At 41.2% G+C, this 25866-nt stretch carries 23 protein-coding genes; 19 read left to right on the top strand and 4 right to left on the bottom strand.

Features of this window, described 5'->3' with window-relative positions:
* Nucleotides 1-331: 331 nt before the first annotated feature.
* From F0342_RS17410 to F0342_RS17420, 3 genes are all read left to right on the top strand, one after another.
* Nucleotides 332-1483 carry a cysteine desulfurase family protein gene (locus F0342_RS17410; protein ID WP_149157118.1) on the top strand — a complete coding sequence of 384 codons (1152 nt, stop codon included), beginning with the start codon at nucleotides 332-334 and terminating at the stop codon, nucleotides 1481-1483.
* Nucleotides 1480-2691 (top strand): tRNA uracil 4-sulfurtransferase ThiI, encoded by a 1212-nt coding sequence (thiI, locus tag F0342_RS17415; RefSeq protein WP_149157119.1) that lies wholly within the window; start codon nucleotides 1480-1482, stop codon nucleotides 2689-2691. The genes F0342_RS17410 and thiI overlap by 4 nt, the downstream gene beginning before the upstream one ends.
* Nucleotides 2692-2776: 85 nt before the next feature.
* Complete coding sequence (locus F0342_RS17420) at nucleotides 2777-2980, top strand: alpha/beta-type small acid-soluble spore protein (RefSeq protein ID WP_149157120.1); 204 nt, start codon at nucleotides 2777-2779, stop codon at nucleotides 2978-2980.
* A 73-nt stretch (nucleotides 2981-3053) separates the two neighbouring features.
* Here the strand turns inward: F0342_RS17420 and F0342_RS25500 are convergent, their stop codons facing one another.
* Nucleotides 3054-3260, bottom strand: coding sequence for a hypothetical protein (locus tag F0342_RS25500; protein WP_149157247.1), 207 nt, complete (start codon nucleotides 3258-3260; stop codon nucleotides 3054-3056).
* Between the two features lie 863 nt (nucleotides 3261-4123).
* On the opposite strand from F0342_RS25500, the gene mbcS reads away from it, so the two are divergent.
* The 3 genes from mbcS to rarD all read left to right on the top strand — a co-directional run bounded on the left by mbcS (nucleotide 4124) and on the right by rarD (nucleotide 9132).
* On the top strand, nucleotides 4124-5707 hold the full coding sequence (mbcS, locus tag F0342_RS17430) for an acyl-CoA synthetase MbcS (RefSeq protein ID WP_149157121.1): 1584 nt from the start codon (nucleotides 4124-4126) through the stop codon (nucleotides 5705-5707).
* Between the two features lie 832 nt (nucleotides 5708-6539).
* Nucleotides 6540-8141, top strand: a complete 1602-nt coding sequence (locus F0342_RS17435; protein ID WP_149157122.1) for an amidohydrolase — start codon at nucleotides 6540-6542, stop codon at nucleotides 8139-8141.
* Between the two features lie 73 nt (nucleotides 8142-8214).
* The gene (gene rarD / locus F0342_RS17440; protein WP_149157123.1) at nucleotides 8215-9132 is read left to right on the top strand and encodes an EamA family transporter RarD; all 918 of its coding nucleotides are present in this window, start codon (nucleotides 8215-8217) and stop codon (nucleotides 9130-9132) included.
* 200 nt (nucleotides 9133-9332) lie between these two features.
* Here rarD and F0342_RS17445 read toward each other — a convergent pair whose 3' ends face one another.
* Entirely contained in the window at nucleotides 9333-10133 is an 801-nt protein-coding gene (locus F0342_RS17445; RefSeq protein ID WP_149157124.1) for an NAD kinase, read from the bottom strand.
* A gap of 156 nt (nucleotides 10134-10289) precedes the next feature.
* On the opposite strand from F0342_RS17445, the gene sppA reads away from it, so the two are divergent.
* The 8 genes from sppA (at nucleotide 10290) to F0342_RS17485 (ending at nucleotide 18042) form a co-directional block, all read left to right on the top strand.
* Entirely contained in the window at nucleotides 10290-11300 is a 1011-nt protein-coding gene (gene sppA / locus F0342_RS17450) for a signal peptide peptidase SppA (RefSeq protein ID WP_149157125.1), read from the top strand.
* A 104-nt stretch (nucleotides 11301-11404) separates the two neighbouring features.
* On the top strand, nucleotides 11405-11857 hold the full coding sequence (locus F0342_RS17455; RefSeq protein ID WP_149157248.1) for an RDD family protein: 453 nt from the start codon (nucleotides 11405-11407) through the stop codon (nucleotides 11855-11857).
* A gap of 348 nt (nucleotides 11858-12205) precedes the next feature.
* Nucleotides 12206-12916, top strand: a complete 711-nt coding sequence (locus tag F0342_RS17460) for a DUF2953 domain-containing protein (RefSeq protein ID WP_149157126.1) — start codon at nucleotides 12206-12208, stop codon at nucleotides 12914-12916.
* Between the two features lie 15 nt (nucleotides 12917-12931).
* On the top strand, nucleotides 12932-13399 hold the full coding sequence (gene ytfJ / locus F0342_RS17465) for a GerW family sporulation protein (RefSeq protein WP_149157127.1): 468 nt from the start codon (nucleotides 12932-12934) through the stop codon (nucleotides 13397-13399).
* A gap of 128 nt (nucleotides 13400-13527) precedes the next feature.
* Nucleotides 13528-14028, top strand: a complete 501-nt coding sequence (gene tpx / locus F0342_RS17470; protein WP_149157128.1) for a thiol peroxidase — start codon at nucleotides 13528-13530, stop codon at nucleotides 14026-14028.
* Nucleotides 14029-14160: 132 nt separating this feature from the next.
* Nucleotides 14161-15147: a class I SAM-dependent methyltransferase gene (locus F0342_RS17475; protein ID WP_149157249.1), complete on the top strand. Its 987-nt coding sequence runs from the start codon at nucleotides 14161-14163 to the stop codon at nucleotides 15145-15147.
* A 410-nt stretch (nucleotides 15148-15557) separates the two neighbouring features.
* Nucleotides 15558-16751 carry an acetate kinase gene (locus tag F0342_RS17480; RefSeq protein ID WP_149157129.1) on the top strand — a complete coding sequence of 398 codons (1194 nt, stop codon included), beginning with the start codon at nucleotides 15558-15560 and terminating at the stop codon, nucleotides 16749-16751.
* A 451-nt stretch (nucleotides 16752-17202) separates the two neighbouring features.
* The gene (locus F0342_RS17485; RefSeq protein WP_149157130.1) at nucleotides 17203-18042 is read left to right on the top strand and encodes an EcsC family protein; all 840 of its coding nucleotides are present in this window, start codon (nucleotides 17203-17205) and stop codon (nucleotides 18040-18042) included.
* Nucleotides 18043-18068: 26 nt separating this feature from the next.
* Here F0342_RS17485 and F0342_RS17490 read toward each other — a convergent pair whose 3' ends face one another.
* Nucleotides 18069-18386 carry a hypothetical protein gene (locus tag F0342_RS17490; RefSeq protein WP_149157131.1) on the bottom strand — a complete coding sequence of 106 codons (318 nt, stop codon included), beginning with the start codon at nucleotides 18384-18386 and terminating at the stop codon, nucleotides 18069-18071.
* Between the two features lie 210 nt (nucleotides 18387-18596).
* Between F0342_RS17490 and F0342_RS17495 the strand changes: the two genes are divergently transcribed.
* Nucleotides 18597-19808, top strand: coding sequence for an argininosuccinate synthase (locus F0342_RS17495; RefSeq protein WP_149157132.1), 1212 nt, complete (start codon nucleotides 18597-18599; stop codon nucleotides 19806-19808).
* The gene (gene argH, locus F0342_RS17500) at nucleotides 19805-21199 is read left to right on the top strand and encodes an argininosuccinate lyase (protein WP_149157133.1); all 1395 of its coding nucleotides are present in this window, start codon (nucleotides 19805-19807) and stop codon (nucleotides 21197-21199) included. Before F0342_RS17495 ends, argH begins: the two co-directional genes overlap by 4 nt.
* A gap of 174 nt (nucleotides 21200-21373) precedes the next feature.
* On the opposite strand, the gene F0342_RS17505 is transcribed toward argH, so the two are convergent.
* The gene (locus F0342_RS17505; RefSeq protein ID WP_149157134.1) at nucleotides 21374-21826 is read right to left on the bottom strand and encodes a universal stress protein; all 453 of its coding nucleotides are present in this window, start codon (nucleotides 21824-21826) and stop codon (nucleotides 21374-21376) included.
* A gap of 108 nt (nucleotides 21827-21934) precedes the next feature.
* On the opposite strand from F0342_RS17505, the gene F0342_RS24990 reads away from it, so the two are divergent.
* The 3 genes from F0342_RS24990 (at nucleotide 21935) to F0342_RS17515 (ending at nucleotide 25866) form a co-directional block, all read left to right on the top strand.
* Nucleotides 21935-22084, top strand: a complete 150-nt coding sequence (locus F0342_RS24990) for a hypothetical protein (protein ID WP_188048589.1) — start codon at nucleotides 21935-21937, stop codon at nucleotides 22082-22084.
* A 440-nt stretch (nucleotides 22085-22524) separates the two neighbouring features.
* Nucleotides 22525-24015: a helix-turn-helix domain-containing protein gene (locus F0342_RS17510; protein ID WP_149157135.1), complete on the top strand. Its 1491-nt coding sequence runs from the start codon at nucleotides 22525-22527 to the stop codon at nucleotides 24013-24015.
* A 273-nt stretch (nucleotides 24016-24288) separates the two neighbouring features.
* Nucleotides 24289-25866: a BCCT family transporter gene (locus F0342_RS17515; RefSeq protein WP_262481787.1), complete on the top strand. Its 1578-nt coding sequence runs from the start codon at nucleotides 24289-24291 to the stop codon at nucleotides 25864-25866.

Here is a 25866-nt window from a genome sequence, read left to right on the forward strand (position 1 = left end):
CCGTTTGTAATCGTTATCATAAGCAAAATTATCTTATCATAAGAATGTAGAAAAATGTCGAAAAACTAAATAGTCTTACAATTTAGTATATTTAAATAACTTTTCCGATTATTTCCTTTATGATTCTCGCAAAAATTCTGTCATTTTTCAATGATTATTTTTGGAAATTGCTTAAAATTATCGGATGATCTTAGAAAATTAGTATTGCTACAATAATATCTTGCCCCGTATGTTGAATAAGATTTGGGTTCAGGATGATTTATGGTAAGATTAATGATTGAATATAATACTGTGAAATCTGCAGGTCACCATAGCAAAAGAAGGTGAAGTCTTGATTTATTTAGATAATAGTGCAACAACCAAGCCATATAAGGAAGTACTGGATACATTTCTTAAAGTGAATGAAAGCTTTTATGCAAATCCTTCATCGATTCATTCCTTTGGAGGGCAAATTGAGAAATTAATTCAACAATCCAGGGAACAAGTAGCTTCTTTATTAGATATAAAGCAGAAAGAGGTATTCTTTACCTCTGGCGGAACTGAATCGAATAACCTGGCGATAAAGGGGACGGCTATACAATACGGGCACAGAGGAAAGCATATTATTACGACGAAAATCGAGCACCCTTCCGTCCGGAGTGCCGTTAAACAATTAGAGATATTTGGGTATTCAGTGACCTATCTTGATGTTGATGCGCAAGGCAGGATTCAACCTGAACAAGTAAAAGACGCCATTAAGGAAGACACTATTCTCGTCTCTGTCATGCAGGTAAACAACGAAATCGGGAGTGTCCAGCCTATCCGGGAGATAGGAATGCTGCTGGGGGACTATCCAAAGATCCTTTTTCACGTCGATGCTGTTCAGGCTTGCGGGAAGGTCCCCCTTATTCTCCGCGAAAAGCTTATTGATTTATGCAGCATTTCCGCTCATAAAATTCATGGCATTAAAGGAACAGGAATGCTATTCGTGAGGGACGGACTTGAGCTTTCTCCTATCATTTCAGGGGGAGAGCAAGAAGGGAATCTCAGAAGCGGTACGGAAAATACAGGAGGGATCGTGTCATTTGCAAAGGCATTAAGGATGCATCTTATCGAAAGTAAACAACAGCTTCCTAAAATGGAGGAAAACCAGCGATATTTAAGAGAAGAACTGGAAAAAATGGAAGGTGTGACCGTTCATACACCAGTGGAGCACCATGCTCCTCACATCCTTAACTTTTCTATAGAAGATTTCAAAGGTGAGGTCGTCGTTCACGCATTGGACCGACATGAGGTGTTCGTGTCCACAACAAGTGCATGTTCATCAAAGCAGAGTAAGCCAAGTCGAACCCTTCTATCGATGGGTGTTTCAAAAAGCCAGGCGAACAGCTCCATTCGAATCAGTCTATCTTTTCACAATACGATGGAAGAGTGTCGGCAGTTCATACAGTTACTAAAAAAGGAAATAGAACTATTACAAAAGACAATGAGGAGATCACGATGAATTATAATCGCATACTAGTCAGATACGGTGAAATTTCAACAAAAGGTAGAAACCGAAAGATGTTCACGGCGAAGCTACGGGAAAATATTTTGCAAGCATTGAAAGATTTCCCGACGATTTCAGTTTCAGCAAGCCGGGATCGACTGCATATCCAGTTAGGGGAAGAGAACGGGGAAGAGATTATTCCAAGATTGGAGAAAATCTTTGGAATCCAGTCCTTCAGTCCAGTTGTAAAAGTGGCTCAGGATATCGAGGAGATTAACCAAGCAGGATTGGCTCTCGTACAAAAGAGTTTCACACCGGGGAAAACATTCAAGGTGTCTGCCCGCAGAGCGGATAAAAAGTTCACCATGGATACAAATGAATTGAATTACGAAGTGGGGTCCTATATCCTCCGAAATATGGATGGATTAAAAGTGGATGTGAAAAATCCAGATATAAACCTTAATGTAGAAGTAAGAAAAGAGGGTGTCTATCTTTCCTCGGAAATCTATCAAGGCTCAACGGGGATGCCGGTTGGTGCAAGCGGGAAAGCGATGCTCATGCTATCAGGAGGCATCGATAGTCCGGTAGCCGGTTATTTAACGATGAAAAGAGGCGTCGAGGTAGAGGCGGTTCATTTCCACAGCCCACCTTTTACAAGTGAGCGGGCAAAGCAAAAGGTGATCGACCTTTCTAAGAAACTGTCTGCATTCAGTGGAAAGGTGAAATTGCATATCGTACCGTTCACGAAGATTCAGCAAACCATTCATGATCAGGTTCCTGAAAATTACACGATGACTTCAACGAGACGGATGATGCTCCGGATTGCTGACGAGATTCGTGAAAAGAATGAAGGATTGGCCCTGGTGACCGGGGAAAGTCTTGGACAGGTAGCTAGTCAAACGTTAGAAAGCATGCAGGCCATTAACGATGTGACGAATACACCCGTACTGCGACCGCTCATCGCCATGGATAAGCTTGAAATCATTGATATCGCTCAAAAGATCGATACACATGATATCTCGATTCTTCCATATGAAGACTGCTGTACCATTTTCACGCCTCCTGCACCAAAAACAAGACCTAAAAAAGATAAAGTGGCGTATTATGAAAGCTTTGTCGATTTTGATACTCTTATTAAAGAAGCCGTCGATGGAACAGAAACCATTACGATTGATGGATCAACAGGTTCAGATGTAGAAAAAACCTTTGACGAACTACTCTAAAAATTTAGGATTATTTACCAACCATTTTCCTTGCATGAAGCCATGTGTTTTTACACAATCTATACTCACAAGGAGGTGAAAACACATGGCAAACAACAGTTCAAATCAATTAGTAGCTCCAGGAGCTCAACAAGCAATCGACCAAATGAAATACGAAATCGCTTCAGAATTCGGAGTTCAACTTGGTCCAGATGCAACAGCACGCGCTAACGGTTCTGTAGGTGGTGAAATCACTAAACGTTTAGTTCAAATGGCTGAACAACAAATCGGTGGCGGATACGCAAAATAATTAAATATAATGGCTACAAGGAGCGAGATTCTCTCGCTCCTTTTTAATTTTTTCTTTTTGGTTCTATTAAAGTCTAATGTTGTTTTTTACTATGATGAAAGAGGCTGGAACTAAAAAACCACGATATAAAGACGAACAATAGGTAGGTTCTTAATACCGCTAATGATTTCCGTGCAAGACTACGCTTTCCGCGGGTAGCTCGTGAGCCTCCTCGGCAAGCCTGCGGGGTCTCACATAAGCTACTTTTCCCGCAGGAGTCTTCGTCTTGCACTCCAATCAACCGCTGGAAATAGCTAAAATTCAATGTATCGAAAATAAATAATAGTCCGAATAAATATGCCTGATAGCAAGCAGATCTGTTCGTGTTTTTCTTAGACTAAAACACTTTTATCCCAGCCTCTATATGGTGTTATTCAACTAACGTCCTCAATAATGAAATAATTTTTAATGCTTTTATTGTTCTCTGATGATTTTCCGTGAATCACAATGTAATTGATAACGGGTGTAGAATTACCATTAATTCATATTCAATATTATAAAGGTTGGTTTTATCGATTAAATGCCGTTAAATTTGTTTCTGGGGAAAACTGTCAACACATCTAAAATAGGAGCTTTCTGGTGTTTTTCAAAACGTAATTAGGTAGCCGGAATAAGAAGCACAGAGTGGATTGTAGCGGAAGGCACTTGACTCCTGCGGGCGATAGAGGAAAGGTCGAGACCCCACAGACGGAACGTCGAGGAGGCTCGACTTCCTCCCCGGGGAAAACTTGTGCCTGGAGCGGAAAGGAACGGTCCATGGTTTCGCACTACAACTCATTCAAAAGATACATTAAGTTTTGTAAAGCCGGTAGGTGAGTCCCCGGAGGCTCACCGCCAACACCACGGAAAGCGTGCTTCCTGGTCCTGTAGCGGAAATCAACTATAACTTTCTTCTCTAAGATAGCTACAAACTTTAAGAAAAGAGCCTTTTTCTTTGCAAGATGATGTTATTTTTTGATCGGATTTTGTAAATCATCCCTGATTTTTGTCCCCTATGTCGAAATTCCTCATAATTTGTATTGAAGAAAAATATAAACGAATAATTTTAAAAATTTTAATTATTTTGTATAATAGAGAAGAATCGACACACAAGGGGGAGTCAGAATGAAGAGGGAAGAACTTATTGCACCAGAAAAGTACAATTTAGTAGAGGAAGTAGAGAAGTACGCAAGTGATCAACAGAAACTTGCAATTAAATGGGAAAATGAAGAGGGAACGAAAGACGAAATCACCTACCGGAAATTATTGAACAATGTAAATAGAATTGGAAACGTTTTCTTGGGTTCGAACCTGGAAAAAGGCGATGTCATTCTTGTGATGGTTCCCCGTTTAATTGAAGCGTACGCTGTGTACCTTGCTGCTCTTAAATCCGGGCTCGTGGTGATCCCGAGCTCAGAAATGCTTAGAACGAAGGATCTTGAATACAGAATCGACCACGGTGACGTGAAAGGAATTGTAGCTTACTCTCCATTTGTTGAGCAGTTTGAAAACGTAAGAGGAATGGAAAATCTCCAAAAGTTCGTTGTGGGAGACAAACAAGAAGGATGGATTGCGTTAGAGGAAGAGATGAAAACAGCTTCTGAAGAATTATCATTCGCTGATACAATGCGTGATGATATGGCGTTCCTTTCTTATACGTCAGGTACGACTGGAAACCCTAAAGGAGTGGTCCATACCCATGGCTGGGCATACGCTCACTTAAAAACGGCAGCACGTGAATGGCTATCCATTAATGAGGGAGACACGGTTTGGGCTACTGCAGGGCCGGGGTGGCAGAAGTGGATATGGAGTCCTTTCCTGTCTGTACTGGGATCAGGAGCCACTGGACTTGTGTATCAAGGTAAATTCGACCCTAATAAATATCTTCAATTGCTTCAGGACAATGAAGTCAACGTTCTGTGTTGCACACCAACAGAGTATCGCCTGATGGCCAAAGTGGATAATCTGGGATCCTATAAACTAAATCAACTACATAGTGCAGTATCGGCGGGAGAGCCTTTAAACAGGGAAGTCATCGATGCTTTTAAAAGACATTTTAATATAGAAGTCCGTGATGGGTATGGCCAAACGGAAAACACGCTCCTCGTCGGCATCATGAAAGGCATGGAGCTGAAACCGGGCTCAATGGGGAAACCGACTCCCGGCAACAGAGTCGAGATCATCAACGAGGAAGGGTATCCAAGTGAAGTCGGAGAAGTTGGGGATATCGCGGTTCATGTAGAAACACCTGCTCTATTCAAAAATTATTATAAAGATCCCGAGCGTACGGCGATGCAATTCAGAGGGGATTACTACATTACAGGTGATAAAGCGAAAAAGGATGATGATGGCTACTTCTGGTTTGAAGGGCGTGGAGACGATATCATCATCAGCTCCGGATATACCATCGGGCCATTCGAAGTGGAAGATGCCTTAGTCAAGCACCCATCGGTACAAGAATGTGCCGTTGTAGGAAGTCCTGATGAAGTAAGGGGACTGATCGTGAAAGCCTTTGTCGTACTTCGAAATGATGTGAATCAAGAGGATCCCGAATTGATTCCTGCCCTTCAGCAGCATGTTAAAGACTTAACGGCACCATACAAATACCCGCGTAAGATTGAATTTGTGAAAGAATTACCGAAAACAACTTCAGGAAAGATTAGAAGAATCGAGCTGAGACAAAAAGAAATGAATTCAGTTAAAAACTAATCAGGGATAGGGAGCCGTTAGGGCTCTCTATTTTTATGAAGAGCTCATTTAGCAAAGAGTGTTGTCTATTAACATAAGGTCTGCTTGAGCTCTGTCAATCAGTATGTGTTAGATGGTGAGGGGAACTGCTCCGCTAAGCTAGCGTTCGGCCAAGCCTCTTCAGCTTAGCCGAAGCCGAACGGGGCTCGGCACAACCATACTTCCGCAGGAGTCTACGAAGTTCTCATCACCATATAAAAAAATTGTGACAGAGTTTAAAGGTCATAAGAAAGACAAACTAAATAATTTAACTTTTTGGTTTTTAATTTAAAACAGTCGTAAACTCAGCCCAAATCCGATTGAAATAGAGGTGAATATGACTAAGAATGAACAACACGCTTTTGGTAGATTTCGTTTTCAACTATACCATCATAGTAAGGATACCTGTCTCGGATTACCCTTTGAGTTAAATGATACAAACGCTCAACATATTTACAATAGGAGCTTTTGGTGTTTGTTTATCCGTCATTAGGCAGTAAGAATATGAAGCACAGAGTGGATTGTAGCGGAAGGCACTTGACTCCTGCGGGAAATAGAGGAAAGGTCGAGACCCCACAGGGCAAAGCTCGAGGAGGCTCGACTTCTTCCCCAGGGAATCTTGTGCTTGGAGCGGAAAGGAACGGTCCATGTTTTCACACTACCACTCATCTAAAGCAGAAATTCACTTTTGGGAAGTTATGCAAAGCCACAATGTTTACGAAAAGAGCCATGAAAAAGCTTTCTCTTTCAGATTCCTCCTATAATATGGTACATTTGAAAAACAGAATTTTTTTATAAAGAAGGGATAAACATCATGGGCACTTTATGGAAAAACGGAATCATTTACACAATGCAAGAGGAAGGACATCACGTTGAAGCGGTCTACACGGAAGATGGGGTCATCAAAGGGATCGGCTCATCTGACGACCTCGTGAAGAATGATCAATTCACGATAGAGTCTGAAGTAGATCTTCAGCAAAAAGTGATGTTTCCCGGATTTGTCGATAGTCACATGCACCTGATCGGTCATGGAGAAACGTTAATGAGGCTCGACCTTTCTAGTATGAATAGTAAGCAGGAAGTATTAGAGGCAATAAAAGAAAAAGCAAAGGGCCTTGAGAAAGGTGAATGGGTTATTGGCGAAGGCTGGAACGAAAACCTCTGGAGTGATGCGGCGGTTTTAACCAAGCGGGAAATTGATGAAGTCGTACCGGATCATCCTGTACTCCTGAAACGCATTTGCCGTCATGCCATGGTGGTTAATTCCCTCGCTTTAAAAAATGCAGGCATCGATGAGGGGACTCCCCACCCTTCTGGAGGATTGATTGAGAGGGATGAGGCTGGTGCATTAAACGGATTGTTAAAGGATAAGGCTCAGGATCTGATGATCGATGCATTACCGGCCATCTCCTCAGAGTATCTGGTAGGTGCCCTGACAAAAGGAATCGAAAGCTGCTGGGAGCACGGACTGGTTGGTGGTCATACTGAAGATTTAAGCTACTATGGAAACTTTAAGAGAACGTATGATGCATTTGTAAAAACGATCACCGAAGGCAAGAAAAAATTCAGGGCTCATCTATTGGTTCATCATGAAGTGATTGAAGATTGGAAGGCAGATGGTCACTATTTCCTCAGCGGCAATCCATTTATTGAATTCGGTGCAATGAAGATCTTTGCTGATGGGGCTTTAGGCGGAAGGACTGCTCTATTAAGCTATCCATATGCCGATGATCCAAGCACGACCGGAGTCAGCATCCATACAAACGAAAAACTTCTTGAACTTGTGAAGAAGGCTAGAAAGTATGATCTTCCGATTGCCGTTCATACGATTGGTGATCAGGCTTTTGAAAATGTACTCGATAGCATCATGAAAGTGCCATCTCACTATGGAAGACGGGATCGACTCATTCATGCCCAAATCCTGCGTAAAGAGCTGATCGAGAAGATAAAGGATCTTCCGTTAATTCTTGATATTCAACCAAGGTTTGTTGCGTCAGATTTTCCTTGGGTAGTTGAGAGACTTGGAGAGGAAAACATGCAGTATAACTATGCGTGGAAAACACTGCTGGAAGAAGGCATTCCATGTGCGGGTGGATCTGATGCGCCAATCGAGCCGATTAATCCGCTTTGGGGGATTCATGCGGCGGTTACGAGAACGAATCCATTGGATCCTGACAAAACAGAGTATCGTCCCAAAGAAAAACTTTCGATGTATGAAGCCCTCTCCCTATTTACAAAGGGAAGTGCCTATGCCTGTCACCATGAAAGTGATAGAGGGCAGATACGTGAAGGATATACGGCGGACTTTACCGTTTTAGACATCGATCCGTTCAAAGTGGATGCCGATCAATTGTTAAACAAAGTAGTAGATATGACGGTTGTAGACGAAACCGTCGTTTATAAAAAAAATAAATAATCATTGCCCCCAAAACTTTTCATGGATATAATGGAGATATTTCGGAAATAGAAATAGTTTTGGGGGTGTTTTTATGAAGCAGAATGATCAAGCTGGAATCATCTACACAGCTTTTTCATATTTTTTATGGGGGATTCTCCCGATCTATTGGAAATGGTTAAATCATGTTTCCGCTTATGAGATTCTCGCTAACCGCATTTTTTGGTCCTTTTGGTTTATGCTCTTATTTTTATTCGTAAGTAAACGCTGGAAGGACTTTCACGTATATTTAAAAACATCTTTAACGAAAAAGAAGCAGCTGTTTGCATTACTACTTGCTTCTTTATTGATCAGTACGAACTGGTTTATTTATATATGGGCCGTGAATACAAATCAAATGGTGGAAGCGAGCCTTGGGTATTATATTAATCCCCTGGTGAGCGTATTGTTAGGGGTATTTATCCTGAAGGAAAGCTTGTCAAAAGCTCAAATGGTCTCATTTGGATTGGCGGCGGTCGGGGTTCTGATTTTAACGATTTCCTACGGTGACTTCCCATGGATCGCTATCGGTCTTGCATTCTCTTTCGGGTTATACGGATTAGCCAAAAAGCTCATCCAAGTCGAATCATCCATCGGCCTGACCCTGGAAACCATGACCATCGCACCGCTATCACTGCTCTACCTGGGCTATATGTACAATGAAGGTTCCCTGTCTTTATTCCATGTATCGTCAGGGACGGACCTCTTATTGATGGGTGCCGGGGCAGTAACCGCCATACCATTATTGTTCTTTTCAAAGGGTGCTCAACAAATCCCGCTTTATATGGTCGGATTCCTGCAATACATTGCACCGACCCTCACGTTGATACTCGGCATATGGGTCTATAACGAATCATTCTCATTCACCCATCTCATCTCGTTTATGTTCATATGGCTCGCATTAACGATTTTCACAGCTTCAAGAGTGCAGTATGCCAGAAAGCGAAGACGGGAAGCGAGATTGTCCGCTTGATAAAATGCGAAACGCTCCAGCATGTGCTGGAGCGTTTTTGTATAGGGACGGACCTTGGTTTTGTTCACAATTTGGCGCAACAAACGGTGAAAGTGGCACAAGTTTGGTTGAAAGTGGCGCAAGTTTACCCGTAAGTGGCACAAGTTAGCCTGGTTTTGGCACAACAGAGGTGTTCTGATCCCATTCAAAACCCCATTATTTTATAAAAACGATCGCTTCACTTTCTCCCAGAACGAATTATCCTTTAATTTTACCGTTTTAATGATGTTATCGCTTAACTTCGCTTCGACTTTTTTTACGTGTTGAATACTTAGAGCCTCATTGTCCATCCCCATTGCAGGGTAGTCATTACCGTCCTGAACAATTTTAAGAACCAAGCTGCGCTTACCGCTTAGAATGAAGGAAGACCCAAGCGTACGGTAGCGGTTATTATTCAAGGACGCCATCTCACTTACTTGAATACAAGGCAGCATCGGATCCACGACTGCTCCGCTGACCGATTTATTATAAGCGGTACTTCCTGTAGGCGTCGCAATGATCATCCCATCTCCCCGGAACGTTTCGAAATGATTATCATCGATGAATACGTCCATGACGAAGGTTTTGATGATGCCGGAGCGGATGCTGAATTCATTCAGGCAATGGAAGGAGGTTTGGTTATCGACTGTAATTTCAATGGCCGGATATTTGCGTACCTCGATTTGCTCGGTTGTCATCGCTTCAATCATTTTGGATGTGTCATCAATATGAAAGTCACAATACATACTCAGAGTACCACCTGTTGAAACACCTGCATACAAGCAATCCTGTCTGAAGCCGGTTTGGCGCACGGCTTGAAGAAACGTTCCATCCCCTCCGATACTGACGATGATATTCGCTGTCTTTGGAGAATCAACAATGTTGAAATCATAACGGTTGGCAAGCTCGTATAATCGGTCCAGCTTTGCCTGCATCCCTTCTTCATGTAAGGCATAGAAATAAATATTTCGACGGTTATTCATCGTATGTACCTCCTGAAATAAAAAATAAGATAATTTTTCCCATTTCCATGAATTTTTGCTAGAATCTAACTTAGTGAATATTCTATCATGTTTTCACATGAGAATGATATTCATATCCTTACATAAGATAGGGTAAACAAGGGAGGAATATACAAGATGAATGCAAAAAGATGGACGGCATTAGGTATTGCTGTTGGGTTATTCTTTGTTTCTGTCGTAGTCAATTTCGCTACATCTGCAGCGACGGGTGACTTTAATAAAGCATTTGAAGACATGCTTGGCGCAACAGATAATCCTTTTTCAGAAGAAGTGATTGATGAGGGGAATGCCCAGAAACGAATCGCTGTTTTAGAAGTAGAGGGTGTTATTCAGGATACTGGCGGCGCTAATTCTCTATTTGAAAGCCCGGGATACAACCATGAACTCTTTATGGATAAGCTGGATGCGGTTCAAAAAGATAAATCTGTCAAAGGGATTATTTTAAAAGTGAATTCCCCAGGTGGCGGCGTAGTGGAGAGTGCTCAGATCCATTCAAAGCTTGTAGAAATCATGGATAAAGCGAAGAAGCCGATTTATGTATCAATGGGGGGCACTGCAGCTTCAGGAGGTTACTACATATCTGCACCGGCTACAAAAATATTCGCCAGCAAAGAAACACTGACCGGTTCACTGGGTGTGATCATGCAAAGCATCAACTACTCAGAATTAGCGGAAAAGTATGGAGTCGATTTCGTGACTATCAAGAGCGGACCATACAAAGACATCATGAGCCCAACACGTGAAATGACGGAAGAAGAGAGAAAGATTCTTCAATCCATGATCGATAATTCCTATGAAGGCTTCGTCGATGTTATTGCTAGTGGCCGAGATTTGTCAGAAGCAGAGGTCAAGAAAATTGCAGACGGAAGAGTATATGATGGAATCCAGGCCAAAGAAGTCAATCTAATTGACGAATTCGGCTATGAAGAGGACACCATTGATGCTATGAAAAAAGATTATAAGTTAAAAGATGCTCAAGTATTTGAATATACTGCAGGCGATCCTTTCTCAGAATTCTTCAGTATGGGTGCAAAGAAAATGATAGGGCAGGACATGGAAGCAGCGGCATTAATGAAGCTGCTATCTAAACCAAATTCTCCACGATTAATGTATCTTTACTCTGAATAAGGAAGGTGAATGAAGTGAGTGACACACAAGATCGTTCTGTACTACATGATGAAGAGCAGGAGCGGATCGAAATCGATTCCCCTTCTCCTGATCAATCAAGGCTCATGAACCACGATGGATATTACTTAGCAGGATTTTGGATAAGATTTTGGGCATACTTAGTTGACCTTATCGTAATTGGCAGCATTACACGATTAGTAGTGAATCCAGTCTTTAAACTATTGGATATTTCACTTTCAGAAGGCTCCATGTTTGCGCCGATTTCGATATTAACGAGTATCGTCTTTTATGGATACTTCGTCTTGATGACCAAATACTTCAGCCAAACGATCGGTAAAATGGTGTTCGGCATTAAGGTAATCGATTTAAAAGGAAGAAAGCCATCGTGGGGAACGATTATATTTAGAGAGCTGATCGGTCGATTTATCTCTACCACGATCTTTATTCTCTACGTGGTTGTAGCCTTTACGAATAAAAAACAAGGAATACATGATTTGTTCGCCGATACGGCGGTGGTTCAGGAAAAGAAGCAGCTGGAGTTTAAGCCTGCACTTTAAATCATTGTTGTTTGAAAACCAAACCTGTTTAGATGGGTTTGGTTTTTTTTATTGAGAGAAGTATTGGTTATTTACATTAAATGTAAAATGGCGCAAATTATTGAAAAACGACGCAATAACGGTAGAATAAACGCAATAATTGAAAATACGACGCAATTCCAATGGGAAACGACGCAATAATTAAAAAGCAGACGTTCAGATAGCCCTCAAGTGCCGCAATATTCCTCCTTGACCATCAAATATTTCACTTTTCCCCATAATACAAGCCCGATCCCCATATAAAATCTCTCTTCCCTAGTTTATTTTCCCAGGTAAAGGCCATAATAAGAGGTTGAAGGGTGTGAAAATATGAGCTGGTGGATTTGGGCATTATTAATCGCTATGGCACTTATCTTGTTGATCTTATTTCTTCTGATTATAACGAAGCTTACCGTAACTCTCTCGCTGTACCACGGAAATGATAATGACCATTTCAAGGTGAAGCTTAGAGCATGGTTTGGCTTGCTAAAATATACAATCGATATCCCGTTGGTCAAACTCGATGACGATGGTCCGAATGTCGTATTTGAGGAAGAGAAGAAAAAAGGCAATGAAAGCAATCCATCAAATAAAAAGGTTTCTAAAAAGAAAATCACTCCAAATGATTTTATAGATAGTTTGAATGATACGAAGCAGATCATCATACATGTCCAGTCACTTCACAGAATCATCAGGTCGTTTCTTAAGAAAGTCAAATTGGATGATGTGCAATGGAAAACGTTATTCGGCACTGGCGATGCAGCTTCAACAGGGACGTTAACAGGAACAATCTGGGGAATGAAAGGAAGTATCATCGGGATTCTGAGCGGTTATATGCGCCTTCAATCCATGCCCGTCATAGAGGTGACTCCGACGTTCCAGCATGCTATGATCCAAACGCAATTTTCATGTATTATCCAGTTTCGCATAGGGAATGCTATCCTAGTAGGTTTCAAGATTCTTCGGTATTGGAGAGGCGGTATGGCTAAGTTCAAGACAAAGCCCCTTTCCACACTTTCTGGAGAAAAACATTCAGTTTAATAAGGAGGTCTTTACATGTCAGAACATCCTATTGAAGGTCTAATGACCACGGCAATGGAAAATTTAAAAGAAATGATCGATGTGAATACGATTATCGGTGATCCCGTTGAAACACCCGATGGAAGTGTCATCCTGACTGTATCAAAGGTTGGCTTTGGATTTGCTGCAGGCGGAAGTGAATTTATCATTGATGGTGGTAAAGGAAAAGATGATGGCGGTGGAAAAGGCGGAGACGGAGGTAGTGAAAAGTCATCTCCTAAACAGCAGCCATTTGGTGGAGGTAGTGGGGGTGGCGTCTCTATTACGCCAATCGCTTTTTTGATCGTTAGTTCAAAAGGAATCAAGATGCTCCATTTAGATGAAAGCACTCATCTGATCGATCGCCTGCTGGATCTTGCTCCCGGTGCCATCGAAAAGATTCAGGGTATGATGAAAAAGGACGAGAACAGTCAGGGTAATCACAATCAAAAACTTGATCTGTAAAAGATAAGAGCTTACTCGAGTATGAGTGAGCTCATCTTTTTTTTGAAAAGAACCCCTATGATTTGCTTTACTGTATCGTTTTTCTGTACTATAAACATGTACATATTATTATGGAGGAGGAACAAATAATGGCAAACATTACATTTAAGAATAACCCTGTCACTCTATTAGGTAATGAGGTAAAAGTGGGAGACAAAGCTCCTAACTTCACAGTATTAGCTAATGATTTATCGGAAGTCACACTGAATGATTCCAAAGGCAAGGTGCGTTTGATCAGTGTCGTTCCTTCCATCGATACAGGTGTTTGTGATGCACAAACAAGAAAATTCAATGAAGAAGCAACCAAGTTTGATAATGTAGAAGTATTGACGATATCTGTGGATCTTCCATTCGCTCAAAAGCGCTGGTGTGGAGCAAACGGTATTGAGAATGTTCAAACGCTTTCCGATCACCGCGATCTTTCTTTCGGTGAAGCATTCGGCGTGCACATTCAAGAACTGCGTCTGCTTGCCCGTGCCGTATTCGTGATCGACAGCAACGATGAAGTAACGTATGTGGAATATGTAAGTGAAGCAACAAACCACCCGGATTATGACGCTGCCGTTGAAGCAGTGAAGAACGCTAAATAATTCCGTACCAACTGAACAATGCTTAGACATGCTGACCTGATTTTCAGATGGTCAGCATTGTTTTTTTTACAATCGTTATGGACAAAGGTAAAATAGATGAATGAAATTGTGAAAAAGGAATGAATGCCGATGATTAATTCGCCAGTCGAATCATTATTTGGAATAATCGATGAAACTGCTACACTGCTGCAAGAGGAATTAGCATGCAGTTATTTAGAAGCCGTTGCCGAAACGGGAGAAAATCTTTTTCAGGGTGATGTCCTCCAAGAAGAAGTTAGTGAACTGACGAAGAAACGCCTTAATAAAAAGTACGATGAAGTGAGCCTCTCTCAGCTGGAGAATGAAAATATTCGTAAAGCCTTTCAATTCGCGATACTAAAAGGAATGAAAGAAAACGTACAGCCCAACCATCAAATGACACCGGACTCTCTTGGGTTATTTATCAGCTACTTAGTCAATAAGTTCACTCGTGGAATGGACAAACTAACGATCCTGGACCCGGCGATCGGAACAGGAAACCTCCTGACAACGGTTCTAAATCAAATGCCAGGAAAAGAAACACAATCCATCGGGGTCGAAATTGATGAAGTATTAATCAAACTCGCTTACGTGGGGGCCGATCTTCAAAAACACCCATTACAGCTCTTTAATCAGGATTCCATCGAACCACTGTTTATCGATCCTGTAGAACTTGTGTTATGTGACCTGCCTATCGGTTATTACCCGAACGATTTGAGAGCACAGGATTATGAGTTGAAAGCAGAAGAAGGCCATTCATATGCCCATCATCTGTTTATTGAACAAAGCCTGAAGCACACGAAAGAAGGCGGATACCTTTTCTTCATCGTGCCAAATGGACTTTTCGAATCTCCATACAGCACACAGCTGCAAACGTATTTGAAAGAAAAGGCAGACATCCAAGGCTTCTTACAGCTGCCTCTTTCCCTATTCAAAAACAAAAACTCAGCGAAAAGCATCCTGATCCTTCAAAAGAAAAAAGATGGCCTGAAGCCACCTAAAGAAGTATTGCTTGCACAGCTGCCAAGCCTATCGAATCAACGAGCCCTGCAGGACATCATGTCTAAGATCGATCAGTGGCTTGCACAGAATAAACAATAATTTATTACAGGACTGCCAATGGCGGTCTTGTTTTTTTTGTGTTTTACACTCCTGGTGTTACGGGTATGAAGGAAACAAGGCATTCGATTTTTGGATATCGACCATTAATTGGTTTTTTTTAACTGTTCTTCGGATTTATCAACCTTTATCTAGAAATATCGACCGTTCTATACGATCCGACAAAATTCGCGGCGACCTCCAAGCTCCCACTTCCACTCTACTATCTCTTATCACTACGAATTCTGTTTTTTGCGAAAATATTTAATTTAACATGAAAACGATGTCATTTCAAGCTTTTTCTTGAAATAGAGGGGAGTCAGTGATTTAATGGGGAATTGAGAGATAAAAAATGATTCAATGAACAGAATAAATAAGTGACAAGAGATCGAAAACAAAAGGAGCGATACAACGTGGCAAAAAAAGTGATTGCAATTAATGCTGGAAGCTCTTCTTTAAAGTTTCAGCTTTTTGATATGCCTGAAGAAACGGTTATTACAAAAGGTCTTATTGAACGTATCGGACTGAATGATGCGGTATTTAATATAACGGTGAACGATGAGAAACGTGAAGAAGTGACAGATATTCCGAACCATGAAGTAGCGGTAAAGATGTTGCTTGAAAAGCTGACAGGCTATGGCATCATCGATTCACTTGATGAAATCGACGGGATCGGACATCGTGTCGTACATGGTGGCGAGGTCTTTAATGAATCCGTTCTGATCACGGACGAAGTTGTGTCTAAGATTGAAGAACTTTCTGATCTGGCTCCACTTCATAACCCGGCAAACCTGACGGGTATCAAGGCATTCCACAATGTATTGCCTAATGTACCTGCGGTTGCTGTCTTTGATACAGCATTCCACCAATCCATGCCGGAAAGCTCGTTCTTATACAGCCTTCCTTATGAGTACTATGAAGATTACGGAATCCGTAAGTATGGTTTCCACGGTACTTCCCATAAGTATGTGTCTGAACGTGCTGCGGAAATGCTTGGCCGTCCGAAAGAGCAAGTTCGCTTAATTTCTTGTCACCTTGGTAATGGTGCAAGTATCGCAGCGATCGAAGGCGGTAAATCCATCGATACGTCAATGGGCTTCACTCCTTTAGCAGGTGTTGCCATGGGAACTCGTTCAGGTAATATCGACCCGGCCCTTATCCCGTTCATAATGGAGAAAACAGGATCAACGGCTGATGAAGTATTGAACATCCTGAATAAGAAATCCGGTATGCTTGGTGTATCCGGATTCTCAAGTGACCTTCGTGATATCGAGCAACAGGCTTCAGAAGGTAACGAACGCGCGGAACTGGCTCTTGAAGTGTTCGCCAACCGTATCCATAAATATATCGGTTCCTATGCATCCCGCATGTACGGTGTAGACGCAATTGTCTTCACAGCAGGTATCGGTGAAAACAGTACGCTTATCCGTGAAAGAGTCCTTCAAGGCTTGGAATTCATGGGCGTATACTGGGATCCAGCACGCAACAAGGTACGCGGTAAAGAAGCATTCGTTAACTACCCGCATTCACCTGTAAAAGTCATGATCATTCCAACAAACGAAGAAGTCATGATTGCACGTGATGTAGTGGAAAAAGGGAATATCTAATAAATTTACAGGATCGCCATTTAATTGATGGTGGTCCTGTTTTTTATTTAGTAAATACTTTAGTTTCTAGTTGTAGAAAACGTTATTTTTCGACAAAAGGAAACATTTTTTTCAGGATTGCTTCTGTGATAGGGGGATTATGGCGGACAAGGTAGAAGATTCCTTTGTTTGGATCATCTTCGAGAAAAAATCATGCGAGATATGATGGCCATCATGCCAGATTAACGATTATCGTGCGGGTAATCGGTTTTTCATGCGCCATTTTGATTTATCATGCGCCATTTTAAATAATCGTGCCGCGATGTCGTATTTTCTTTGCACCGTCTGACATGCATTTCATTCAGCAACGGGCTTTACTGACTATTCCAAACACTTCCCCTTAACAAAAGGATTGTCCACCCATATATGGTATACTATACGTAATTTAAGGAATGTAAAAGGAGTGGGAGAAGTGAATTGGTCAGAACGAGATAAGCAGGTATGGCAGTCGATCAAAACGTGGAGAGAAGAATTATATGAATACGAAGCGAATGATTTGGAGCATACATATGTGAAATGGTTGGATTACGCATTTGAATCCATCCCTGAAGATGTTCAGGCCCAATTTTTCCAGCGCCTGGATGGCTGGTTGTTCCACATGCACTCTCTTATTCAAGGTTCACAGATGCAAAATGACGCCCGTGAGCGCATCCTTGTGACGGCACGAGCCTTTAATCAAGACATTCAGACGGTCGAGGATCTTCATTATTTAACGATTGATCAGCTTCATTACATAGCGGAACAGCATGCGGGACGACATCGCATCTACTCTCTGTTACAAGGAGGGGTGACGGGGACTGGCGGTCTGGTGGCGATCGGTTCGGATCTGCCTGCCATGCTCGTCATCAATCTTCGTTCGGTGCAGCTCATTGCCATCACCTATGGATTTGATGTTCAGACCCCATTTGAAATGATGACGTCACTGAAGGTGTTTCATGCAGCTACCCTTCCGGCAAGGCTCCGTGCCCTTGCCTGGGAAGATCTGATGGAGGATTTAAATAAGAAGGATTCCAATTACTTTTATGATGGATCGGAGCAGCTGACAGACTATACGTGGCTGGAAGGATCCATGAAACAGGCGCTTAAAGCAATGGCCATCACCATGTTCAAAGGGAAGAAGTGGTCCGGTCTTCCCCTTGTCAGCATCGCCATCGGAGCAGGGTCCAATTATCAGCTATCCAGAAAAATCACCGATTTTGCCGAAAAATATTATCAGTACCGCTATTTGCGTGAAAAGAAAAATGACCAATAAACGATTAACGAAGGGGAATGATGCAATCACATCATTCCCCTTTGTGTTTTTTCCGGATTGGTCCGGTACCAAATCCATAAATCATTGATCTCTGAAGCTCTCTCGGAAATCTCTCCATTGATCATGCAGGATCTGTCGAAATTTTCTTCCTGAGCCAATTCCGCCTGCAATCTCTCAATTTCCACTTCAATTTCCTGGATCCGGTCAGGAATCGTCCCTCTCACCCGCTCCCATTCAAGAAGAACCTTTTCCTGTTCTAAAGAAGAATAAGACGGCCAATCCTTCGAGAGTCGGGGAAGATGGATTCCGAGCCTTGAATTATATGAGAAAAATTCGCTCTTCATCTATATGGATGCTCCTTACGTTTCTTTCTTATTACATCCTACAATAAATTTACCGACAAGCCCAGTACAAAGGCAATCTCACAGTCCACCAATAAAATATTTATACAAATTTATGAATAAGTATTGATGTATCTCTCATTAACTGCTAATATAAATTCATCTTAAAGAATAAATATTCATTATATATAAAATCAACAGGAGGAGATACGGATGAATAAAAAAGTGGTATTAGCCTATTCAGGTGGTTTAGATACGTCGGTTGCAGTTCAATGGTTAAAGGAAAAAAGTTATGAAGTAATTGCATGTTGTCTGGATGTAGGGGAAGGAAAGGATTTAGATTTTGTTCAAGCAAAGGCGCTGAAAGTTGGAGCTTCAAAAAGCTTTGTGATTGATGCAAAGGAAGAATTTGCGAGTGAATATGCCCTTCTTGCATTACAAAGTCACGCCATGTACGAAGGGAAATATCCTCTGGTATCTGCTTTATCAAGACCTTTGATCGCCAAAAAACTTGTGGAAATCGCTGAACAGGAAAATGCAACAGCGGTCGCACATGGATGTACAGGAAAAGGAAATGATCAGGTGAGATTTGAAGTCTCCATCGCCGCATTGAATCCTTCTTTAGAAGTGATTGCACCGGTTCGTGAATGGAAATGGTCACGTGAAGAAGAGATTGAATATGCGAAGGACAAAGGTATTCCTATTCCGATCAATCTTGATTCTCCTTATAGCATCGACCAGAATTTATGGGGAAGAAGCAATGAGTGTGGGGTTCTTGAAGATCCGTGGGCTGCTCCTCCAGAAGATGCATACGATTTAACATCCAGCATTGAAGAATCACCGGACTCGGCTGATGTGGTCGAAATTACGTTCTCAAATGGTGTACCTGTTGAATTGGATCACGTTGCATATCCACTGCATGAGATCATTTCAAAGCTTAATGTCATCGGTGGGAAGCACGGGGTCGGCCGTATCGATCACGTGGAGAATCGTCTGGTCGGGATCAAGTCACGTGAAGTGTATGAATGTCCAGCTGCCGTCACGCTGTTAAAGGCTCATAAGGAACTGGAAGACCTCACGCTAGTGAAAGAGCTAGCTCATTACAAACCTGTGATCGAGAAGAAAATGACGGAATTGATTTATGAAGGATTATGGTTTTCACCACTGAATCAAGCACTGAAAGCATTCCTTGATCAAACACAGGTGTATGTGAATGGTGTCGTACGTGTGAAATTATTCAAGGGGCACGCCATTGTGGAAGGAAGAAAATCGCCTAATTCCTTATATGATGAAAAACTTGCGACCTATACAAAAGCGGATGAATTCGATCATGATGCTGCCGTTGGATTCATTCAATTATGGGGTCTGCCGACAAAGGTTTCAGCAATGGTCAACGCTGAAAAGAAGGAGAAAGTGACTCTATGAGTAAGCTCTGGGGAGGACGTTTCACAAAGAAACCGGAAGAGTGGGTGGATGAATTCAACGCATCCATCTCCTTTGATCAAGAACTCGTTCTAGAGGATATTGAAGGAAGCATCGCTCATGTAACGATGTTAAAAAAATGCGGGATTTTGACTGTCAGTGAAGCAAGTCAAATCCTTGACGGACTTCATGTGCTGTATGGGAAGGCAGAAAAGAATGAACTTCAGTTTTCCGTCGAATATGAAGATATTCACTTGAACTTGGAGAAGCAGCTGATTGATTTAATCGGTGAGGTGGGCGGTAAACTTCATACAGGCAGAAGCCGAAATGACCAGATAGCGACCGACATGCATCTGTTTCTCAAGAGACGAGTGAAGGAAATCGTTACACTTGTTGAGGATTTTCAGCAGGCAATCATTGTTCAGGCCGAAGAAAATGTTGAAACGATCATACCTGGATATACTCATCTTCAGCGTGCTCAACCAATTTCTTTCGCCCATCATCTTATGTGTTATTTCTGGATGATCAATCGGGATAAGGAACGACTTGTTGACTCTCTTAAAAGAATCGACATATCCCCATTGGGCGCCGGGGCACTGGCTGGTACGACATTCCCGATTGACCGGGAATATTCAGCAGAGCTGCTCGGCTTCGGGTCTTACTATGAAAACAGTCTCGATGCCGTAAGTGATCGTGATTTCATCCTGGAATTCCTGAGCAACAGTTCGATTATGATGACCCATCTATCCCGCTTAGCGGAAGAAATGATTCTATGGTCCACGGAAGAGTTTAAATTTATCGAGCTCGATGACAGCTTCACGACAGGCAGCAGCATCATGCCACAAAAGAAAAACCCGGATATGGCGGAGCTTGTCAGAGGGAAAACAGGAAGAGTGAATGGGAATCTCATTTCCCTTCTTACCGTTTTAAAAGGCTTGCCTCTTGCATACAACAAGGATATGCAGGAAGACAAGGAAGGTATGTTTGATACTGTTAAAACGGTAGTCGGATCCCTGAAGATCTTCACGGGAATGATCTCTACGATGAAAGTGAACACGAAACAAATGGAGGAAGCGGTAGGGAATGATTTCTCCAATGCGACGGAACTTGCCGACTATTTGGCGACGAAAGGGATTCCGTTCAGACAAGCCCATGAAATCGTCGGAAAGCTGGTGCTTTATTGTATTGAAAAAGGCTGCTATCTGAAGGATGTTTCTTTGGAGGAGTACGGTGAATTTTCTTCATTGATTGAAGAAGATATTTATTCGATTTTGACTCCGTATTCGGCGGTTGAAAGAAGAAAGTCTTATGGAGGTACGGGATTTGAGCAAGTGAAAGAGCAGATTGAGAAGGGGAAAACGCATTTGAAAACCTATATAAGTCAATCTGTGTAGAAGAAGGCTGCTATTAAAACTTTCTGCCATAAGCGAGTATTAGTTGATTTCCGCTCCAATCAACTTATCGGGGTTTTGCTTTTTCTTCTTTTTCATAAGCGTAGTTCTTAATAGTGTCACAAAAAAAGCCGTTCTTCGTAGATTTCTACGTACAACGGCTTTTTTTCTTTAGATTCATTCTTCGACTTCTTCCGTCCGAACAACAAGAACATCACAATGGGCAGCTCGTGTAATATGTTCGGAGACACTTCCGATAAGGAATCGTTCGACTGCGTTGAGTCCGGTTGCACCGCATATGACAAGGTCTGCTCCTACGTTCTTTGTTGCTTCTCTTGGGATGATCACTTTCGGGGAGCCGTACTCGACATAGGTTTTCACTTTTGTTAACCCTGCTACTGCAGCTTCTGCTTTGTACTCTTCTAACAATTCTTCAGCATACTTGATAGCTCTTTCTCCTACCGTCCGATCATAGGATTCGATTGCCGCGAAGGAACGGGTATCGATTACGTGTATCAGTGAAAGAATTGCATCATTCCGTTTTGCTATGGCAATCCCTTTTTTGAATGCCCATTCCGCTTCTTTGGAGCCATCAACAGCTACTAATATGTTCTGATATTTTAAACTCATTGTTATCCCCTCCTTACCCTTATCATACTATATTTTTCCACTCATATCTGTAGCAAATTTCCGAACACTAAAAGGGAATAGATAACTTATTTATAAGGGGGAATCGACATGAAGAAGAGGGATCCGAAAGAGCAGTTTTCGTATGACGAGCAGGCGAATGAGCAAGTGAGCCAGCAAATCATGGATTCTTATACGAGTGGTGTCATTGATACCGAGAATGGTCATTATTCACATGATAATCAAGAGTATGAAAAGTAGGTAATATATTAAAGAGATTGAGTCCTTTGGGTTCAATCTCTTTTTTACTTTTCCATCTCGAGTGGGAAGTGCTTAATTTAGTGAATAAGTGCCGGTATGACCAAGTAGGGAAATTCGAATAGAGTTAAATGAATGGCTGCTACGAACAGCTTAGTTTGCATTCCAACTCCTTAATACAGCTGTCATCATTAATCTGATGACATTCCCAACATATAGACCACAGAAACCATGGTGGTGTTTTTGATATATCCTTATTGTTTGCCATTTCCAAGTTATTTAATTACCTTTCCTAACTTACACTTGTAAATAGTTGATAGTATACTTTATTTATTATGTTGCTCTGGGAGTAAACGTACTATTCTATATTTTTCTAAAAGCAAGGGAGGAATTACAGTGGAAGTACAATTGAAAACAGTATATACAAAAGGTTTTAGGAAAATATGAAAATCGTAATTGCCGAACGGGATAATCATGAAAGAGTGGCGATAGAGTGGCTGATTTCGACCTATTCAATACCCATTAACAATGTTTTTGTAACGAAAACAATTAAGGAAACAATGGCTGTTCTCGAGAAAGAACTTCCTGAAATTCTCTATTTAGAATTAGATATGATCCCAGCCGAACATTGGTCGTTAATTACAAGATATGTTAATACATTTTCACCCAAAATTATTACTGTTACAGCAGAAGCGACATTTGATCGAGCAAAACAGGCAATTGAACTAGGTGGAGTGGATTTACTTGTTAAACCACTAGATCCACTCAAAATTAAACAATGTCTTAGAATGGCATTGTCACTCGTTGTACAAAGAGATACAATGGATGTCTTTTCCTCTCAGAAGGATGAGGGGTATTCATATCAATCAATATTTTTAGATCAGGAGCAAAATAATGGGGATACCGCCTTGATGCTTTTGCATACGGAAAATAATAAAAAACTGGCAGATTTGCAACAATTTTTAACGTATTTTCCATTTCGCGAACATCCGACGATACTGCCGTTAACAGATATGGTTGCTTGTCTATTCAAAAATCCAACCCAGCATATAAGAGAAGAAGCATGGAAAATTTTGAGGGAATGGGAAGCATTTAATATTGAGCCTCTTGCCGCGGTTATTATCCCACCAAATACTGAAATGAAAACTGTACATGAGATGTATTTAGAAGCTAGAAGACTATTAGAAATGACATTTTTTATCGGTTACCGTCAAGTCATTTTACCGAAAGAAGAATACGAATCTTGGTATGAAATGGATCCGTTTTTAACCTCGGCTGAACAGCGGGAGTGGGTAGATATGTTAAATAGTTTTCATAAACAGAAAATAAAAGAATGGATGCATCAGGAATTTTTACATATGGAAACGCCCTTTCCTAATCCGGAGAAGTTAAGAACAAGACTCACAAGCATTCTAGCTCAAGTAAGGCGGTTTATGAAAACCTACCAACTTGAACATGGTGAAATGGAAGAATATTATATGAAAATATTTTCAGAGATTTTGTACAATCGAGTGTTATACCGAATTGTCCAAGAAATGCTTTTATTTTTATATGAATTACTTGATCGTTCTAAGGTTGGTGACGTCTTTGCGAAAAAAGATGTGGTTGAAAGAGGGATTCTTTATATAGAAAAAAATTATTTTAATCCTGATTTAACATTAGAAAATGTGGCAGAAGCAGTAGGACGAAGTACAGCCTATTATAGTCATTTATTAATGAAAAAGCAGGGAATGTCGTTTCGACAGCTTTTAGCGAATAAACGTATTAACGAAGCAAAACGACTCTTAAACTCGAGCCAGCTCTCAATTAAAGAAATTGCTGATCAAGTAGGGTTCCGTAATCCTAGTTATTTTACTAGACTTTTTAAAGAATTGACAACGATGCCGCCTCGTGACTATCGTTTGCACATGAGAGAGGGCATGGAGGAGCTTTAGATGTTTATATTAAAAATCGTAAATAAGTATAAGAATCGTAAATAATTATAAGATTTTAAGTGGAATAGCATAAATGAGACAAGTCTTTTCGAGAAAAAGTATCGAATTTCTAAAATTAATCATCTATTTTTAACCTAAAATTTTCTCTATAATTATCAGTATATTCAGATAAGGCGAATCTATCTATAAGGGTAACAAAAACCAATTTTGTCCCTTATAGAGACTCGAATACTTTATTTTTACGAAAGAAACTAATTAAAGGGGGAATCTATGGTGTCATTGGAAATAGAGAAAAAGGCTCCTGAGGTAGTCGTAGATAAAAAGCAACAAACGCGTTTATCCGTATTTTTACCGGCTTTTCTAGTAGTTGGAGGCGGAGCTATTTTAGGAATTGTGAACAATCAATTGTTGACAGATATTTCGATGAAGGGTTTTATAGGTTCTTTACGTGGACTTGGGTGGCTTTATCAAATCATCTCAATTGTGGCACTCGTCATTGTATTTTTGGTAACGTTTTCGAAAATAGGTAACATTCGTTTGGGAGGTACAGAGGCAAAGCCTAAATATCCGTTTCTTGCTTGGTTTGCGATGGCTTTAACGGGGGGGATTGCCACGGGAGTCATTACATATGGAGTAAACGAACCGATCATTTACTTTGGGAACATTTATGGAGAAATGGCCAATACAGGTGTAGAACCTGGTACTTCAATGGCTGCGATCTACGCAATGGGACGCTCTTTTTACAATTGGTCATTCATTCCTTACGCGATGTATTCATTGAGTGGTCTCATCGTTGCCTATATGTATTTTAATCGTAAAGCACCATTGTCTGTAACAGGAACATTAATACCGTTGTTCGGTATCAAAATTACAAAGGGTGTTTGGCCTGGAATTATCGACACATTAGCGGTGTTAGCAATCGCGCTTGGCTTAGCTTCTTCACTAGGAGCAGGTTTAGCATTGGTCGGATCGGGGGTCGAGACGTTTTATGGCATTCAGCAAGGACCGATGGTGTGGTTCGTCCTAGTTGTTGTAATTACTGGATTGTTTACTATATCAGCTTTAAAAGGGTTGGATAAAGGGATTCGTCGCATGTCAGATATTAATGCAAAAGTGTTTTATATCCTGCTACTAGCCCTGATTATTATTGGTCCTACTTTATATATTTTGGAATCGTCAACAGCAGGAATGGCTCATTGGCTACAAAACTTCTGGGGCTGGGGGCTTGATCCAGGAATAGTAGGCGGGGAAGCTCTAGTAATGTGGTGGACGTTGTATGACTGGGCGATCTGGATTGCCTATGCTCCTTTAATGGGTATCTTCCTTGCGATTATCTCTTATGGTCGAACGATTCGCCAGTTTATGTTAATCAACTGGATTTTACCAGCTGTTTTCAGTATTGTCTGGTTCGGTGTTTTTGGTGGAACAGCCCTACATTGGCAACAAAACAATTCCGTTGACTTAGTGTCAACAATTAATGAAAGTGGAGCAGTTGCAGGATTATGGGCTTTCTTAGCTAATTTACCATTGGCTATCATCATTATTCCTATCGTAATGATTGCGTTAATCCTTTCATTTGCCACAGCAGCAGACTCGATGGTTCGTGCAATCGCAATGTTATGTACCGTTAATATTCATTATGATGAAGAACCAGCGAAATGGAAAATGCTGATTTGGGCGGTTTCCATTGCGATCATTGCCTTCGTGATGGTAGCTTTCGCAGGCGGAGTACAAGGCGTTGATGGTGTGAAATATCTAGCTGCATTAGGTGGCTCAGCGGTTCTCTTCGTCTTTGTCTTACAGGTTTGTTCAGCAGTGAAAATGTTCTTTATTGATAAAGTTGAAAAATGA

Origin of the sequence: Bacillus sp. CH30_1T, from assembly GCF_008364765.1 — a bacterium.
Classification (GTDB): Bacteria; Bacillota; Bacilli; order Bacillales; family Bacillaceae_B; genus Rossellomorea.